Source organism: Streptomyces sp. NPDC028711 (assembly GCF_055565415.1).
This window is the reverse complement of the sequence record NZ_JBVHUJ010000005.1, coordinates 355955-372396: the sequence shown is the minus strand read 5'-3', so window position 1 is coordinate 372396 and position 16442 is coordinate 355955. Positions and strand designations below refer to the sequence as shown.

Below are 16442 nucleotides of genomic sequence, written 5' to 3'. Positions count from 1 at the left end.
ACAGCCGGCACCGCGGCGGGCGACGACGGCGGGAAGTGAGACGGTGGCGGCAAGACCGCCGGGTCAGCGAGAGCGGCGGCGGCGGTGATACGCGAACGTCAATGCGAGCAGCAGGGGACCCCACAAGGTGAACAGGCCACTGACCGTCATCGCCAGCACGTCCCAGCCCTCGGCGTACGGGAAGCCGTCGGCGCCGTTGATGCGGAAGGCCCCGAACGCCCAGTGGACCATCAAGGCGGTGAACAACAGGCCGGCGATCGTCGCGGGGAGGATCACCGCGAAGGGCGGTATTCGTCTGCCGCCCAGCTTGGGAACCCAGGTGGGCACGACCTCACCCCAACGGCGGACCAGCCCGAGACTGAGCAGGGCGAACGCCTCGGACAGGACGCTGAGCCCGACGACGTAGGGAATGTTCCACGGTGAAGAGGGCAGCACCTCCCCGCCCATGCCGTAGCCGAAGGCGATCGGCAGACGCCACAGGCACACCGGCAGTGCGACCAGAGGCATCGCATGCGCTGCGCCGACAGCCCACCGGGGAACGGGCCGTTCTGTGGCTGTTCTGCTGATGATGTGCGCCATGGGGGTTGTCATGCCTTCACTCTGGCCCGGCAGCTCACGAGCCGGATCAGCTCAGCGGACGATCCTCCTCCGCCGGAAGGGCGAGAGACGCGGAGCAGAAGTCCGACCACCTCACCGTCATCTCATCAAACCCACGCCGAGCCAGTTCCTGCCGGCCGCGGAACAAGCCGCTGACCTGATGGTCCACCGGAGTCGTCGACCTGGGACACCGAGGATCGGCTCGACTTCACAGAAGTGCCAGAACCGACGGCGTCCACCACGCCGCGCTCGGCATTGCACGGATGCACGACCTCGCCCTCACCGGTCAGTCCACGCCGGCAGTACCGCAGCCCACCATGGAGGCGACTCGGAGAACATTTACGGGTCAGCCCTTACCAACAGCACCACGACATCCGCGATTGAGGGGAGCAACAGCCCCTCCAGCCGGAACAAGATCTCATTCACAGCCACGAACTGTCGGCCCAGTCAGTCGTGCCACTGCTCGTTTTGGGGCAACTTCCTGGGCCATCTCCGGGAGTTCAAACGTCACTCACCGTGCACGGATCACACAACCTGAGCCAGAACCGTGTTGTGTTCTTCTCTCCGGTCCAGGAGTTCGGTCTGGCCGCGTTCGTGGCGGTGCGGGATGACGAGTCCGGTTCCCAGGTAGCCGCCGTCGGCGATCGTGGAAGGTCCCTACCGCGTACCCCCAGGCTCCGAAGCGGTTGCCGATGGTGTGGGGCCTACAGCAGCCCGAGCTTCTCCACCACGCACTACGACAGGGATACACAGCCCTGGTAGTCGGCCTTGACGCAGTTCTCCTGCTGGTTGGTAGCCACGTACATCATGCAGCCGAACGCCAGCATCAACAGGGCGGCCGCGAGCAGGATCCAGGAGAACACCTTGTGGAGCGTGGCGGCCGGCTGCACCGCGCGAGTCCAGAAGGGCAGCGCGCCTACCGCTCCGGCCAGTCCCGCGAGGCCTTGGGCGACGGCCATCCACCGCGCGTGCCCCCAGTCCTGCCCGTTGATGGAATCCATCGCCGCCGTGGAGAACCAGATCCCCGCCATTACCAGCAAGGCACACAGGGACAGTCGGCCGCCCTGGACAACCCGGGTGCGCAGGGGCAGTGATCTCCAGGGCTCCGTGTGGACCACGGTCCTACGGTCCGGATCGGGGCGCGGAGGCCCGAAGGGGGGCCCGAACTGCCCCGCCCTGTTGGGCACCGCGAGCGGAGGCCTGAAGGCGGGACTTGTGGGCACCGGTTCCGCGGTAGGGCCGGGAGGAGCCATGTCCGCCGCCTTCACCGCGACCCGCATCGCCCGTGCGTCCGGGTACCGGTCTTGCGGGCTGAAGGCGAGGGCGCGGGCCAGGACCGCGTCGAGGGCCGGTCGGCCGGTGACCCCGTAGGAGGCCAGGGCCGGCAGCGGCCGTTCCCGCTGTTGAACGGCGACCGCGAAGATGTCGAGGCCGTCGAAGAGCCTGCGGCCCGTCAGGAGCTCGAAGAGCACGACGCCGACCGCGTAGAGGTCACACCGGCCATCGATGTCCGGCGCGCCGCGGAGCTGCTCCGGCGCCATGTACGGAGGGGTCCCGATCGCCGCATGGGTGCCCGTCAGCGCGGTGCCGGCAACCGCCCGGACGATCCCGAAGTCCGTCACCTTGGCGACGCCGCCCGGCGCCAGCAGGACGTTGGCGGGCTTTATGTCCCGGTGGACCAGCCCCAGCGCGTGGCTGGCCTCGAGGGCGGACAGGAGCTGGTCCACGAGGCGCAGGGCCTGGGGTACGGGCAGGGGGCCGTGCGTGCGCAGTTGGTCTGCCAGGGAGGGGCCGGCCACCAGCTCCATGACGAAGTAGGGGATGGGCGGGCCGCCCTGGCGTGGCTCCTCGCCGGTGTCGTGCACGGTGACGACGTGGATGTGTCCGAGTGCGGCCATCGCCTGGGACTCGCGTCTGAACCGGGCCACGAAGCCCTCGTCGAGCGCGAGCGCGGGCAGCATCGTCTTGACGGCGACGGGCCGGTCGAGCCTGACGTCGTAGGCGCGGTAGACCTGAGCCATGCCGCCGCTGCCGAGCGGTCCGTCGATGCGGTACCGGCCCTCGGCCAGTGTCGCGCCCACGCCGAATAGGTCCCCCATGGAGCCAATGGTAGGAGCGGTTCGGGCCCGCCCCGGACGGAGTCGACAGTCCTCACAAACGGAGTGCGCCGATCCCCAGGGGGGCCGGGGCCCGCGCGTTCGGCATCCGGATGGGTGCGACGAGGTGCTCGCGGGCACGATCGACTTGCGGTCCGCAGGAGAAGGTCTGGCGCCCGGCCAGGCGAATGTGGCCTACGGTCTATATCCGTCCTGGAGGGGTCGTGGCCTGGCTACCCACGCGGTCCCGTTGGCGTCCCAGTACGGAGTGAGGGCGGGGCGGAGGCGGTAATCCAGGTGGAGCCGGAGAATCCCGCATCTGCCTCAGTCGCTCACCGGGCAGGGTTCACGCCCGGCGAGTCGACGCACAGCAAGGACGGCAGACGTTTCGACTGGTACATCCGGGACCTGCACGCCGCCGCCCGGTGACAACGAGCAGTTACGGGGCAGCCTTTAAAGCGTGTTGCAGAAGTCTGTGAAGCGGGCATTTCCCTGTATGCGTGGGGTGTTGCGGGTGGAGACGTTCACGGGTCTGCGGATGCGGCAGTTCGAGCGGCTGGTGAAGGCGGTCCGTGAACGGGGCGGGAACGGACCCGGCGGTGGCCGGCCGTGGTGTCTGCCGCTGGCCGACCGGGTGCTGCTGGTGGCCGTGTACTACCGCACGAACCTCACCATGCGGCAGCTCGCGCCGCTGTTCGGCGTCTCACCCGCGACGGTCTGCCGGGTGATTCAGCGGCTGCGGTCGCTGCTCGCGATCGAGCCGGCCACCCGCCCCACCGACGCGGTCGACCGACTGTGGATCGTGGACGGCACGCTGATACCGGTCCGCGACCGCACCACCGGCGCGTCCTCACGCACCTACCGGTTCTCGGCGAACGTGCAGGTCATCATCGACGCCGACACCAAGCTGGTGATCGCGGCGGCCCGGCCGGTACCCGGCAACACCGCCGACGCGAAGGCCTGGCGGGACTCCGGCCCGGCCACCGTCTGCGAGGAGGTCACCGTGCTGGGCTACGGCGCCTACATCAACACCGGTCTTCGGCCGTGCCGGCTTCCACCTGCTCCGGAAGCGGGTTCTCCTCGCTCAGTAGCCGATGCGGACCAAGTACCCCCTGGGCACTAGGATCCGTACGTGGCGATCAAGTACGAGTGGCGGGGCGAATTCGATAACGCATCCCTCAACAGATTGCACGCCGACGGTTTCGACTCCCCGGTCGCTCAGGCCGACTGGCGAGCACGGCTTGAGCGCCACAGCCTTGGCTGGGTTTGCGCGTGGGAAAACGGCGCTCTGATCGGATTCGTCAACGTTGTCTGGGACGGCGGAGCACACGCCTTCATTTTGGACACGGTGGTTGCCCGGCATCTTCGGTCGAGAGGGGTTGGCGCCGGGCTTGTCGCAGTCGCAGCCGAAGAAGCCCGGGCCGCGAAGTGCGAGTGGCTCCACGTCGACTTCGAGGAACATCTACGTTCGTTCTATTTTGACGCCTGCGGCTTCCGGGAGACACCAGCAGGGCTGATCGCCCTCTAACATCACGGCCCAACCCCTCGGCCATGGTGCACACAGCCCCACTCATTCCCAGCCGTCACCCACCGTGTCGGCACCACAGAACCTGAGCCAGAACCCGAGGTACGACGTCGTTTTGACGTGAGATCGGGAGTCGCACGCCCACGCGATCAGCTGATGTACGCGACTTCGGGAGTCACCTGCCGCCGTCGGCCGGCCATGCCGTGGACCGTGACGAGGGCCCGGTCGCTGGTGAAGGCCGGAACGCCGGTCGCGTGGTGTGGGCCGCGTACGTCTCTGCGGTGGTTCGGTACAGCACACACTGGCGAAGCGGGCCTGGGGGCACGCTCGGGTCCTCGAAGTCGTCAGCTCCGTCCCGGGTCATGCCGATCCGACGCATGACCGCCTGGGAACGAACGTTGTCGATGGTCGTCGAGGCAACGACCTCCGGCAGTCCCAGGACCTCGAAGCCGAAGGCCAGAGCGGCCAGAGCGGCCTCGGTGGCGTAGCCGTGTCCCCATGCCGAACGGACCAACCGCCAACCGATGTCCACTCCCGCGAAGGGCATGTCCTTGTGGACCTCGTCCAGGCCGACACGGCCGATGAACTCGCCGGTCCGCCGTACTTGCAGCGCCCACCATCCAAAACCTCGGTTGTCGAACTCCGCCTGCATGACGGCCACCGCGTCATCACTTTGATCGCGCGTCAGCAGCTCCCCCAGATGTTCTCGAACCTCGGGGTCGGCATTCATCGCCGCCCACGGCTCAAGGTCGGACTCCCGCCATGGGCGGAGGAGAAGCCGGTCGGTACGCAGTTCTGGCATGCGGCCAGCGAACCTGATCCATGTCAGGGTGTCGACCGGTTAGCAGGCGCAGGAGTCCCACCGTGATCGTCGGTGCGTCTGGAGAAGGGGAGCGTGGAGGCCGGAATGTCGATGATCAAGGGCACGCCCAAGTGCGCATGCTGCGGAGGGCGGAACGAGCGCAGGTTCGTTTCCAGCGGCGAGGAAACCGTGTGGACGTACGTCTGCGACAGCACCAAGTGCAACGAAGATCAGCAGGAGATCGTCAGGAGGGCGGCGAGGCACCGCATCACGTACGACAGGTACGCGGAGATCCATCTGCGACAAGACGGCCGGTGCCCGGTATGTGGAGAACACCTCGGGAAGTTCGACAAGGACGTGGTGATTGACCACGACCACTCGTGCTGCCCCAAGAAGACGTCCTGCGGCAATTGCGTGAGAGGCATCCTGCATCGTCGCTGCAACTCCGTGATCGGGTACCTCGGCGACGATCCGGACAAGTTTGAACGGATAGCCGAGTACCTCCGGGGCTACTAGGAGGCGGGCGCCGCACCCGTGTCGTACCTCCGTGGTACTCCTGTCCCATGAGCCAGTTCCGCGACTTCAACCTCAAGCTGCTCGTCATCGAGGAGCTCATGTACGGCCCCGAGCCGCTCCTCCCGGCCTACGACCTGCCCTCGCGGCTGGCCGAACGGGGGATCGGCGACCCCGCGTCCTACGTCCTGGAGAACGGCCTCCACGCGGAGGTGCTGCCGGAGTCCCGCACCCATTTCGAGGCCCTGGAGATCCCGGCAGAGCTGCTCGCCCGCGTGGAAGAGCTGTGCTTCGATGCCGGGGCGGACGTCTTCCGGCACTGCGCCCCCGCCTGGGACGGCGAGGACGACCTGTTCGACGTCCGCTCGCTCGACGACCTCGCCCTGCTGCCCAACCTGCGGGAGGTCACCTTCGTGGAAGACGGCGTCCTGGCCGTGCCGGACGCCGCGGAGGTCTTCGCAGCGCGCGGCATCGACACCGACTGAGCCCCCCGCACCTGCCTGCCGGTAAGCCGACGCGTGCCTTGGTCTGGGCCCTCCAGAACCGGATGGACAGGCCGACCAGGGGTCGCCCAGGACGGCGCTACTCCTCAGGCAGTCGTTCCAGTACGGCCGCGACATCGGTGCGGCGCGCGACCTCCACCAGGGCGCGTGCCATCACCGACCGCGGCTCCCGGGCCGCCACCACGAGCCCGACCGGGACCGCCCGGTCGGGCTCCGTCACGGACACCGCCCGCATGCGCGCGGGACCCCGAAGACGTGCAGCCACGCGTGCGGCACGACGCTCGCCCACCGACCTGCCCGGACATGGGCGAAGAGCGCCGCGACGGAGTCCGTCTCGACCCTGGGCGTGGGAGTGACGCCCGCCTCGGCGAACAGCTCGTCGAGTACGCGACGCCCGTGCATCGCCTCCGTAAGGAGGCACAGCGGGAGCCTCGAGACCTCCTCCCAGGTCGCCGAGTCGCCGGGGGCGAGGCTGTCGGCGGCATCGGTGAGCAGCACGTACCGCTCCCGGTACAGCGGCACGGTCAGGTAGTTCTCCGAAAGATCGCCATGCAGATACGTGATTCCGGCCTCGAGTTCGAACTCCCGCACCCGCCGCAGGATGTCCTCCGACTGGAGATCCGCTCTCACCTCGACGGTGACCAGCGGGTGCTCCGTGCAGAAGGGCCCGGTCAGCGCATCCCGGCGCCGTGGAGGAGCTTCGCCGGGTGGCCCGGAAGGTGGCCGCCGACTTTCCGGTCCGCGCGCTCGCCGCGGTGCATCGGACCGGCCGACTCTCCGTCGGCGACATCGCAGTGATCGCGGCCGCCTCCTGTCCGCACCGCGCCGAGGCGTTCGCCGCCTGCGAGCGCCTGGTCAGTGACCTGAAGCACGAGGTGCCGATCTGGAAGCACCAGATCTTCACGGACGGCGGGGCGGAGTGGGTGGGTGCGTGCTGACCGTCCCGGGATGACGGGTCGGCGTGTCTGACCGGCGGAGATCGGTCCGACCGAGCTCGTCGCCGCGGAGCAACGCGCGTCTCTCCTCCTGGACCCTCCGGTCCGCCAGGGGTGACCGGACGTCAGGAAGCCCTCTCGATCGTCACCTTGACGTGCTTCATGATCGGCTGGTCGCTCTGGGCGCTGTAGTCGCCCAGGGCGACCAGCACGTTCATCTCCGGCATGTAGCCGGCCGCGCAGCCGCGCGGGATGTCGTACGGGACGGCGAGGTAGCCCTTCAGATACCTCCGGCCGCCGTCCTTGGCGGTGCTCGTGATGTCGACGGGGGCCATGTCGGCGATCCCGCGCTCGCGCATGTCCGCCCGGTTCATGAAGACCAGCGTGCGGAGGTTCTTGATGCCCCGGTAGCGGTCGTTGTCGGAGTAGATCGTGGTGTTCCACTGGTCGTGGGAGCGCATGGTGCCGAGCGCCAGGGTGCCGGGCGCGGGCACCACGTCGGGCAGAGCGGCGCTGGAGAACTCGGCGCGCCCGGACGGGGTGAGGAAGACCAGCTCCCGCGCGGGCTGCTTGATGCGGAAGCCGAGCGGCAGGCGCACGCGCCGGTTGAAGTCCTCGAAGCCGTCGAGCGCCCGCGCCATGGTGTCCCGGATGCGGTCGTAGTCCTCGACGTACCACTCCCAGGGCGTGGCACTGTCGGGCAGCGCGGCGCGCGCCATGCCCGCGATGATGGCCGGCTCGGAGAGCAGGTGCGGCGAGGCGGGCCGCTTCATGCCGATCGACATGTGGACCATGCTCATCGAGTCCTCGACCGAGGTGCTCTGGATCCCCTTGCGCTGGTGGTCCTTCTCGGTCCGGCCGAGGCAGGGCAGGATGAGGGCCCGGCGGCCGTGCACGATGTGACTGCGGTTCAGCTTGGTGCTGACCTGCACAGTCAGCTCGCAGTTCTCCAGTGCCGCGTACGTGACCGGAGAGTCCGGCGCCGCGAGCGCGAAATTGCCGCCCATGCCGACGAACACCGTCACGTCGCCGTTCACCATCGCCTTGATCGTGCCGACCGTGTCCAGCCCGTGCTCACGCGGCGGGTCGATGCCGCAGACCTCGGCGAGCCGGTCCAGGAACTCCTCGCTCGGATGGTGGTCGATTCCACAGGTCCGGTTGCCCTGAACATTGCTGTGTCCCCGTACCGGGGAGGGGCCGGCCCCCTCACGGCCCAGGTTGCCGCGGAGCAGCAGCAGGTTGACGATCTCCCGGACCGTGTCGACGCCGTGCTCGTGCTGGGTGAGGCCCAGGCACCAGCTGATGATGCTGCGGTCGGCCTCCTCGTACACCCGCGCCGCCTTGAGCACGTCGTCGCGACTCAGTCCTGACTGGTGCTCGATCTCCTCCCACGGGGTGGCCTCGCACACGGCGCGGTACTCCTCGAAGCCGGCGGTGTGCCGTTCGATGAACTCCCGGTCCAGCGCCTTCGGGTCGGTCGACGCGTGCTCCAGGATCGCTTTGGCCATGCCGCGCAGCAGCGCCATGTCGCCGCCGATCCGGGGCTGCAGGTTCAGCGTGCTGGTCGGGGTCGCGTGGAAGGTGGCCATGTCCTTGAAGTCGTGCGGGATGATCGTCCGGGTGGCTGCCGCCTCGATCAGCGGGTTCACGTGCACGATCTGTGCGCCGCGGCGGTGGGCCTCGGAGAGGGCGGTGAGCATCCGGGGCGCGTTCGAGGCGGCGTTGACTCCGAAGATGAACAGCGCGTCGGCGGTCTCCCAGTCCTGGAGGTCGACGGTGCCCTTGCCGGTGCCCAGGGCGGCCTGCATGGCCCGGCCGCTGGCCTCGTGGCACATGTTGGAGCAGTCGGGCAGGTTGTTGGTACCCAGTTCTCGGGCCATCAGCTGGTAGAGGAAGGTTGCCTCGTTGCCGAGCCGGCCCGAGGTGTAGAAGGAGGCCCGGTTCGGGTCGTCCAGGTCGCGCAGGGTGCGGCCGACGAGCTCGAAGGCGTCCTTCCAGCTGATGGGGACGTAGTGGTCCGTGGCGGGGTCGTAGACCATCGGCTCGGTGAGGCGGCCCTGGTTCTCCAGGTCGTAGTCGGTCCACCCGGACAGCTCGGTCACCGTGTGCGCGGCGAAGAACTCGCGGCCGACCCGCTTGCGGGTCATCTCCCAGGTGACGTGCTTGATGCCGTTCTCGCAGATGTCGAGATGGAGGCCCTTGGTGTCATCCGGCCAGGCGCATCCGGGGCAGTCGAACCCGGTGTTCTCATGGTTCATCTTCATGATCGCGCGGGGCCCGTCCACCGGGAGCACGCCCTCGCGCGCCATGAACCGGGACACGCTCTTCGCCGCGCCCCAGCCGGCCGCCGGGTGGTGGTACGGGTGGAACTCCGGGTCCCCCTCAGGAACGGGGCCGACCCTGGGTTCCAGGGTGGCTTCCGGCTCGTCCTTCTCGACGGTCACGACCTTCACCCTTCCCAGCAGGGGTACGCCTTCGGGCAGGCTAATTCCGCCGCCCGCGCCCCGCTACTCGGCCAGCCATGCCGCGGGAAGCCGACCGGTGGCCCTCGGGCTGCGTTCCACGCGGTCCATGCTTAGGGTGATCATGCCTACGGGTCGCCGCGTCGGCGACGTCCCCGACCCGGCCAGGTCGTGGCGATCGGCTGCACCGGGACACGACGCTCCCTCCTCATCCGTCGAGCCGTACCTGCACGAGACGCTGACGTTCCTGACGGACAGCGACGAGGCCGTCGCCGTCCGGGCAGCCTGAACTGCCCCTCCCCTGTCGTCCACATCCCTCGCGAGGCATCCATGCCGCTCTCCACCGTTCCCCGCGGACTTGGCTCGCTACTCTTCGGCGCCGTCGTCGGCACAGCCGTCGGTCTGCCCGCCGCGAGCGCCGTGCTTGGCTTCCTCTCAGCCCTCGCCGCAGCGGAGACCGTCTTCGTCGTCTCCGGCTGGCTCGCCCTGTGGCCGATGGACGCGGAGGCCACCCACCACAACGCCCGGCGCGAGGAGCTCCGGCCCGCCGTCGAGGAACTCGCCGTCGTCGGCACCGCCGTCGGTGCGCTCGGCGCCATCGGCGGGCTGCTCGTCACCGACAGAACGGGGCTGGGGCAGGCCGCCGCCGCGCTCGCACTCCTGGGCGTGTTCATGGCCTGGGCCTCGCTGCACCTGATGTACGCAGCCCGGTACGCCTACATCTACTACCTGCCGCCGGAAGGCGGGATCGACTTCAACAGCAAGGGCCGGCCCCGGTACGTCGACTTCCTGTACTTCAGCTACAACCTCGGCATGACCTACCAGGTCTCCGACAACAACGTCGACAGCACCGAACTGCGCGGGGTCATCCTCCGCCACTGCCTGCTGTCCTACGTGTTCGGTACCAGCACGCTCGCCACCGCCGTCAACCTCGTCGTCGGCATCTTCGGTGGCTGAGGACACTCGACCGGGTGAGTTCCTCGACGGCTGCTTCCTACAGCCAGGACGCACCACCCTGTTCGCCGAGGGACACCACGACGGCGCTGGCCTGTCCGTCCGGCGTCTGCTACTCGACGGTATCGCCGACTCTCCGCCCCATCGGCGCGCTGCCCAACGGGCTGTCCGCGGCCTCCATGGCCGCGTCGTACATCTCGGCGACCTTACGCAACCGCCTCGCCCAGGCCCAGGGCGGCGAGCTCGGGCAGCTCGGCTTCCTCCAAGTCCTCAGCCAGGACGAGATCAGCCGCCGCCAGACCGTCGCTCTCGAACGCCGCCTGCGCGTGGCGAAGTTCGAGCAGCAGGCCACCTTGGAGAGCTTCGACTCTGACTCAGCGACTGGTGTCCCCTCTTCCTCACCCCGGTCGTCGCCGAGTCCCTGCCGGACCGGCTGATCAACGCCGTCCACGGATCAACTAGCCATGCAGCCACACCCGCAGCGGACCGACCGCCTCGAAGCCATGGCGGACGGCGGCATCCAGGTCCGCGCCGTGCTCATAGCCGACCACGGGCAGGGTCGGGAACAGCCGGTGCGCTGCCTCCAGCACCACCGGCCAGGCCCGGTCAGCGCCGCCCTCCACCGCGAAGACATTGGAGATGCCGACCACATGGTCGTTGCGGCTCGCCACCGCCCCAGCGGCCACCAGGCCGTCAGCGGAGTGTCCGACGAGCACGGACGTGGCCGGGTCATCGAGCAATGCGGGCCGGAAGAGGTCCGCGTTGCCGCCCCCGTCATCCCAGGCAAGGGCCCAGGCCCGCAGCTCGTCCGGGCTGCTGACCACGTCCCAGGCGAGATCCGGTGAGGTGGTCGGCGCGCTCGCTGGGCGGTGGATCCACTGCGCGTCGAACAGCACCTTGAAGCCGGCCCCCGTCAGATCGAGGTCGGCGAAACTGTCCTTGACGCAGGCGCCGGGCGCGGCGGTATCGATCCGGCCCACCAGCGCGCCGGCCTCGGTCCCCGGCAGCAGCGTCACCGCGTCGGGGTAGTACAGCGGCGGCCGGGTCGGGACGGCCCAAGCCTGCAACCCGAACTCGCCCGCCAAGCCGTGCGATCGGCTCATCGACGCGCACCACTCGGCGTTGTTGCGGGCCGCGGCCCGGATCACGAACTGCTTCATCTCCGTCACGAGTGCGCATCATGGCCTGTCCTTGCCCGGTCCGTCGAACAGTTTCTGTCAGCCCAGGGACGGGCGCCGCACACACCCCGTCCCAGCGCCTGGGGAATCGCGTGACCGTCCACACTGCTCGCACACGAGCACACCCTGGGAGTACGCCCGCCGACTGCGCGACTGCGCGAGTGCGGGAGGGATGCGATGGGCCCCCTCCCGCAGTCGCGAAGACAGCCACAGGAAGGGGCCGAGCATCCCCGATGCCATATCGGCTCGGGAGAGAAATCCCCAGGTCAGCGCACCCGGCAGAGGAATCCGCGCCGCCGGTGGGGCGACGCGGATCCTGCACCCGACTCCGGGCGCCCCCGTCCTCGCGCTGAAAGGGGTTCTTCAGCTGAACTGCCAGACGGACGGGCTGCGTGGCGTCGTGGGTGCTCGCGGGTGAAAGCGCTCCCGCCGTCACGCTGTGCGGTGGTGCCACTGTGCCGGAGCGGTGGCCCCTTTCGTTCGTGTCCCGCTCTGAATTCGGTCGGGTCATCCGGTCGCAGGAGACGAGGTGCAACGAAGGCTCCCGGGGCGCGGTGCGCGCCCCGGGAGCCTTCGGGAGGTCGGCCGTCCTGCGCGGAGGACTAAAGCGCGATCCACTCGGTGGAGGTGGTGACCTCCTTCAGGACGTCCGGGAGGGGTTCGGTACCGAGCCCCGGGCCCTTCGGGACGTCGAGGTGGCCGTCGGCGAGGACGAAGGGGTCGGTGATGTCCGTGGCGAAGTAGCGGTGAGAGCCGGAGGTGTCGCCGGGGAGGGTGAAGCCGGGGAGGGCCGCCAGGGCGACGTTGGCGGCGCGGCCGATGCCGGTCTCCAGCATGCCGCCGCACCACACAGGGATGCCGTGGGCGCGGGCGATGTCGTGGATGCGGCGGGCTTCGAGGTAGCCGCCGACGCGGGCCGGCTTGATGTTGATGATCGAGCAGGCGCCCAGCGAGATGGCCGCGGCGGCGTCGGCGGCGGACTCGATGGACTCGTCCAGGCAGATCGGGGTGCGCAGCAGTTTGGCGAGCTGGGCGTGCTGGACCATGTCGTCGTTGGCGAGGGGCTGTTCGATGAGGAGCAGGCCGAAGTCGTCCAGTCGCGCGAGCTGCTGGGCGTCGACCAGGGTGTACGCGGCGTTGGCGTCGACTTGGAGGAGGATGTCGTCACCGAAGCGCTCACGGACGGCGCGGACCGGCTCGACGTCCCAGCCGGGCTCGATCTTCAGTTTGATCCGGACGTAGCCCTCGGAGACGTAGCCGTCCACCGCGTTCAGGAGCTCGGGTATCGAGTCCATGATGCCGACGGAGACGCCGCAGGGGACGCGGTCGCGGGCCGCGCCCAGGTACGAGCCGAAGGACTCTCCCGACAGCTTGAGCTGGGCGTCGAGGACGGCGGTCTCCAGAACAGACTTAGCCATGCGGTGGCCGGTGAAGGGTTCGAGTACGCGGCTGACCGCCGCCGCGTCCACCCGGCCCTTGGCGAGGGCCGGGACGAGGAAGCGGCGCAGGACGTCCTGGGCTCCGTCGACGTACTCGGAGCAGTAACGGGGCTCGGACATGGCCGCGCACTCGGCCCAGCCTTCGATGCCGTCGGAGGTGACGACGCGGACGAGCAGGACGTCGCGGCTGGTCTCGACGCCGAAGGAGGTGCGGAACGGGGCGACGAGCGGCATCGCGATGCGGCGCAGTTCGACGCCGGAGATCGTGGTCTTCATGTGCGGGTGGCTCCTGGGGTTGCTCATGGGGTCGTTCAGGCGGCGGTGCCGGTGGTGCGGTGGATGACGTAGCTGCGTCGGTCGTGGAAGCCGGCGACACGGGCTCCCTCGGCGAGGAGGCCGCCCAGGGTGTGCCGTACGGCCAGCCGCCAGTCGTGTGCGGCGCTCGGGTCGGTGCGGCGCAGGGACTCGATGTCGTCGGGCAGGTCGACGAGGACGGTGTGGGCGTCGGTCGGGCCGATCACGGGGCGGCCGACGTGGTTACGGACACCGTGAGCGGTGTCGGCAGGCAGCTCGAAGGTGTACGGCCCCGCGGGCGCGGTCAGGTCCCAGGCGGTCAGGACGCGGTCGGACTCGTCGCCGCCGTTGATGGCGTCGTCCATGGCGCCGTAGAAGGACTGCAGGTACTCCTCGGGGCGGGCGCCGAGCTTGACGAGGTTGAAGTAGGCGTTGCGGCGGATCAGCGGGTCGTAGGTCCACGTGATGCGCTTCAGGCCGCGGCTCAGGGCCCATTGGCGCTGGTGCAGTTTGAGGGCGAGGCCGATGCCACGGCCCTGGGCGGTGCCGGTGATGTGGGAGTGCAGGGTGGTGCCGACGGGTTCGCCGTAGAAGGCGACGGACGCGCCGACCAGGCGGCCCTGTTCGTAGGCGCCGGCGACATAGTTGCCCGCGTGGGACAGGGCACGCATGACTTCGGCGGAGACGGGCGGGCTGTCGGCGTCCGTCCCCCAGATGTCGGCGTAGAGGCGGCTGACGGTGTCGAGGTCGTCCATGGTGTGGAGTTCCCTGACGTCGAGTGCGGTCACTGCATCGCTCCGACGAGGTGGGCCAGGAGCCGGGCGCGGTCCGGCATCGTGGCGGTGACGACGTGTTCGTGATCGGCGTGGGCGCCGTCGCCGACGGCGCCGAGGCCGTCGAGGGTGGGGCAGCCGACTCCGGCGGTGTAGTTGCCGTCGGACGCCCCGCCGACGGCTGCCTGCCGCAGGGGGCCGAGACCAAGTCGCGTGGCGATGTCGCCGGCCAGGGCGAAGAGCCCGCGTGAGGCGTCGGGGTCCAGGGGCGGGCGGTTGGGGCCGCCGGTGATGTTCAGGCGCGCGTTGGGGAGTTCGGGCCGCAGGGCCCTGATCAGCTGGTCCACAGCGTCCTGGGCTGCAGCGCTGGGAACACGTACGTCCACGCTGAGGTCGGCGCGGGCGGGAACGGTGTTGTTCGCGGTGCCCGCCGAGGCAAGCGTGGGGGTGACCGTCGTCCCGGGCCCGGTCTCGGCGGTCACCGTGTCGACGATCCGGCTCAGGGCGAGGACCTGGTGGGCGAGTTCGGTCGCCGCGTTGATGCCCTTCTCGGGTTCGAGCCCGGAGTGGGCGGCGCGGCCGTGGACCGTGATGTCGTAGAGGGAGACGCCCTTGCGGCCGGTCTTGAGTGCGCCTCCGGGTGCGGAGGGTTCCAGGACGAAGGTGGCCGTGCACTGACGCGCCAGGTCCTCGATGAGGTGGCGGGAGGTGTCCGAGCCGACCTCCTCGTCGCCCGTGACGAGGACGCAGAGTCCGTCGAGGGAGGGCAGGGCGGCGAGTGCGTGGAACATCTGGACCAGGCCGGCCTTCATGTCGAAGACGCCGGGGCCGCGGGCGGTGCCGCTCTCCACCGACCAGGGGTGGGTCTTGAGGGAGCCGATCGGCCAGACGGTGTCGTGGTGGCCCAGGAGCATCACCCGCGGGGTGCCGAAGGTCCACTGAACGTGGGTGACTCCGTCGACGACCAGCGTCTGCGGGCGGGCGCCGAGCAGCCGGCCGCCCTGGTAGGCGACCACCTGTGCGCTGCGGGCGACAGCGGCGTGGTCGGCGGAGTACGACTCGCAGGTCACGAGTTCTTCGAGGTCGGCGAGCATGGCGTCGAGAGGGAACGCATGGCCCGCTCGCAGGGCGTGAGGTTCTTGGTCGACCGGCACGGTGAGTCCTCCAGGTTGGGATGACAGCCACGCTAGGAAGGGCGGACCCGGCCCGGTTGGTGGCACGGTGAAAACCTGGGCCCCCGATTCGTACGGCGGACCGAAGGACCGCCGGAACGGCCGGTGCCCGGCGCGTCGCACGCCCGGCCGGGCACCGTTCCACGGCAAGGGGTCAGCCCATGTGCTTAGCCATGAGGTGCCGCATGTTCCCGCCGAGGATCTTCACGATGTCCTGCTCCGGCAGACCCCTGCGCACGAGCGCCTCGGTCACCAGAGGCATTCCGGCCGGGCCTTCGAGGCCGGGGAAGTCGAACATCGGGTCCTCGTCGTCGAGGCTCTCGCAGCAGGGCGGGGTGACGTCGTGCATGACCTCCCGCACGAAGTCCGAGCCGAGGCCGACGTGGTCGATCCCGGCCACGGAGACGATGTGCTCGATGTGGTCGACGATGCGGTCGGTGCTCACCTTCGCCTGGTCGTCGGTGAGGAAGTCCGGTACGAAGTTCACGCACACCACGCCGCCGCTGGCGGCGACGCCGCGGATCTGCTCGTCGGTCAGGTTGCGGTGGTGGTCGCGCAGGGCGCGGGCGCACGAGTGGGTGGCGATGAGCGGCCGGGTGGCCAGCCCCAGGACGTGGGTGACGCCGCTCGCGCCCAGGTGGGAGATGTCGAAGAGCATCCCGAGGCGTTCCATCTCGCGCAGCGCCTCGACGCCGGGCACGGTCAGCCGGCTGCCGGTGGCGTCCTCGCGGCTGCCGTCGGCGAGCGGGGTGCGTCCCCAGTGGGCGATCGAGGCGATCCGTACGCCGAGCCGGAAGAGGGTGGGGAAGAGTTCGACGGAGGCGTCGATGCCGGGAGCGCTCTCCAGGGCGAGGACGAGGGCGATCTTTCCCTCGGCGAGGGCCGCGTCGGTGTCGTCGCCGTTCATGCACAGGGCGACCTGGTCGGCGTTGGCCTCGGCGAGGACGTGGGCGCACTCGATCATGCGGAGGGTCTGCCGGAGGGCGCCCTCGGGGCGGTACTGGTCGTCGATGAAGACGGGCAGGACCTGGATGTCGATGCCGCCCTCGCGCAGCTGGGGCAGCCAGCGTTCGCGGAAGAAGGCGCCCCAGCGCTTCGGGGGGCGGGCGGCGACGGCCATGAGGAGGTCGTTGTGCGCGTCGGCGACGACGGCGCGGCGGTGGAGGTCGTGGGACACGACGATCCTTTCGGGCAGGGGG

At 69.5% G+C, this 16442-nt stretch carries 17 protein-coding genes and 3 pseudogenes; 8 read left to right on the top strand and 12 right to left on the bottom strand.

Annotated features, from left to right (window positions below; translation table 11 throughout):
• Positions 1-63: 63 nt before the first annotated feature.
• The 3 genes and pseudogenes from ACZ4VK_RS19535 to ACZ4VK_RS19525 form a co-directional block, all read right to left on the bottom strand.
• Entirely contained in the window at positions 64-579 is a 516-nt protein-coding gene (locus tag ACZ4VK_RS19535; protein WP_468353607.1) for a hypothetical protein, read from the bottom strand.
• Positions 580-1128: 549 nt separating this feature from the next.
• Positions 1129-1245: pseudogene (locus tag ACZ4VK_RS19530) on the bottom strand (IS5/IS1182 family transposase); the annotation flags it as partial.
• Positions 1246-1331: 86 nt separating this feature from the next.
• Positions 1332-2696 (bottom strand): protein kinase domain-containing protein, encoded by a 1365-nt coding sequence (locus tag ACZ4VK_RS19525; protein ID WP_468353606.1) that lies wholly within the window; start codon positions 2694-2696, stop codon positions 1332-1334.
• Between the two features lie 493 nt (positions 2697-3189).
• Here ACZ4VK_RS19525 and ACZ4VK_RS19520 point away from each other — a divergent pair.
• Both ACZ4VK_RS19520 and ACZ4VK_RS19515 read left to right on the top strand, forming a co-directional pair.
• Positions 3190-3732 (top strand): annotated as a pseudogene (locus tag ACZ4VK_RS19520) (transposase family protein); the annotation flags it as partial.
• Positions 3733-3825: 93 nt separating this feature from the next.
• Entirely contained in the window at positions 3826-4221 is a 396-nt protein-coding gene (locus ACZ4VK_RS19515; RefSeq protein WP_468353605.1) for a GNAT family N-acetyltransferase, read from the top strand.
• 172 nt (positions 4222-4393) lie between these two features.
• On the opposite strand, the gene ACZ4VK_RS19510 is transcribed toward ACZ4VK_RS19515, so the two are convergent.
• On the bottom strand, positions 4394-5020 hold the full coding sequence (locus ACZ4VK_RS19510; RefSeq protein WP_468353604.1) for a GNAT family N-acetyltransferase: 627 nt from the start codon (positions 5018-5020) through the stop codon (positions 4394-4396).
• 72 nt (positions 5021-5092) lie between these two features.
• On the opposite strand from ACZ4VK_RS19510, the gene ACZ4VK_RS19505 reads away from it, so the two are divergent.
• Positions 5093-5536 carry an endonuclease VII domain-containing protein gene (locus tag ACZ4VK_RS19505; RefSeq protein WP_468353603.1) on the top strand — a complete coding sequence of 148 codons (444 nt, stop codon included), beginning with the start codon at positions 5093-5095 and terminating at the stop codon, positions 5534-5536.
• Positions 5537-5583: 47 nt separating this feature from the next.
• Positions 5584-6018, top strand: a complete 435-nt coding sequence (locus tag ACZ4VK_RS19500; RefSeq protein ID WP_468353602.1) for a DUF6892 domain-containing protein — start codon at positions 5584-5586, stop codon at positions 6016-6018.
• A gap of 97 nt (positions 6019-6115) precedes the next feature.
• On the opposite strand, the gene ACZ4VK_RS19495 is transcribed toward ACZ4VK_RS19500, so the two are convergent.
• Together ACZ4VK_RS19495 and ACZ4VK_RS19490 are read right to left on the bottom strand one after the other, a co-directional pair.
• The gene (locus ACZ4VK_RS19495; protein ID WP_468353601.1) at positions 6116-6256 is read right to left on the bottom strand and encodes a hypothetical protein; all 141 of its coding nucleotides are present in this window, start codon (positions 6254-6256) and stop codon (positions 6116-6118) included.
• A complete protein-coding gene (locus tag ACZ4VK_RS19490; protein WP_468353600.1) occupies positions 6253-6666 on the bottom strand; it encodes a LysR family transcriptional regulator substrate-binding protein in 414 nt (137 codons plus the stop codon). Before ACZ4VK_RS19490 ends, ACZ4VK_RS19495 begins: the two co-directional genes overlap by 4 nt.
• Positions 6667-6707: 41 nt before the next feature.
• On the opposite strand from ACZ4VK_RS19490, the pseudogene ACZ4VK_RS19485 reads away from it, so the two are divergent.
• Positions 6708-6974 (top strand): annotated as a pseudogene (locus ACZ4VK_RS19485) (molybdenum cofactor biosynthesis protein MoaE); the annotation flags it as partial.
• A gap of 122 nt (positions 6975-7096) precedes the next feature.
• Here ACZ4VK_RS19485 and ACZ4VK_RS19480 read toward each other — a convergent pair.
• Positions 7097-9415: an FdhF/YdeP family oxidoreductase gene (locus ACZ4VK_RS19480; protein WP_468353599.1), complete on the bottom strand. Its 2319-nt coding sequence runs from the start codon at positions 9413-9415 to the stop codon at positions 7097-7099.
• 142 nt (positions 9416-9557) lie between these two features.
• Here ACZ4VK_RS19480 and ACZ4VK_RS19475 point away from each other — a divergent pair, with 142 nt between their 5' ends.
• From ACZ4VK_RS19475 to ACZ4VK_RS19465, 3 genes are read left to right on the top strand one after another with little or no spacing between them, the layout of a single operon-like run.
• Entirely contained in the window at positions 9558-9722 is a 165-nt protein-coding gene (locus ACZ4VK_RS19475; protein ID WP_468353598.1) for a hypothetical protein, read from the top strand.
• Positions 9723-9763: 41 nt separating this feature from the next.
• Positions 9764-10390, top strand: coding sequence for a DUF1345 domain-containing protein (locus ACZ4VK_RS19470; protein WP_468353597.1), 627 nt, complete (start codon positions 9764-9766; stop codon positions 10388-10390).
• Positions 10391-10404: 14 nt separating this feature from the next.
• Complete coding sequence (locus ACZ4VK_RS19465) at positions 10405-10824, top strand: ATP-binding protein (protein ID WP_468353596.1); 420 nt, start codon at positions 10405-10407, stop codon at positions 10822-10824.
• Between the two features lie 21 nt (positions 10825-10845).
• On the opposite strand, the gene ACZ4VK_RS19460 is transcribed toward ACZ4VK_RS19465, so the two are convergent.
• From ACZ4VK_RS19460 to ACZ4VK_RS19440, 5 genes are all read right to left on the bottom strand, one after another.
• Positions 10846-11556, bottom strand: a complete 711-nt coding sequence (locus tag ACZ4VK_RS19460) for a hypothetical protein (RefSeq protein WP_468353595.1) — start codon at positions 11554-11556, stop codon at positions 10846-10848.
• 611 nt (positions 11557-12167) lie between these two features.
• Positions 12168-13280, bottom strand: coding sequence for an o-succinylbenzoate synthase (gene menC / locus ACZ4VK_RS19455; protein ID WP_468353594.1), 1113 nt, complete (start codon positions 13278-13280; stop codon positions 12168-12170).
• 35 nt (positions 13281-13315) lie between these two features.
• Positions 13316-14086, bottom strand: coding sequence for a GNAT family N-acetyltransferase (locus ACZ4VK_RS19450; protein WP_468353593.1), 771 nt, complete (start codon positions 14084-14086; stop codon positions 13316-13318).
• On the bottom strand, positions 14083-15165 hold the full coding sequence (locus ACZ4VK_RS19445) for a M20 family metallopeptidase (RefSeq protein ID WP_468353667.1): 1083 nt from the start codon (positions 15163-15165) through the stop codon (positions 14083-14085). Before ACZ4VK_RS19445 ends, ACZ4VK_RS19450 begins: the two co-directional genes overlap by 4 nt.
• A gap of 232 nt (positions 15166-15397) precedes the next feature.
• Positions 15398-16420 carry a dipeptidase gene (locus ACZ4VK_RS19440; protein ID WP_468353592.1) on the bottom strand — a complete coding sequence of 341 codons (1023 nt, stop codon included), beginning with the start codon at positions 16418-16420 and terminating at the stop codon, positions 15398-15400.
• Between the last annotated feature and the right edge of the window lie 22 nt (positions 16421-16442).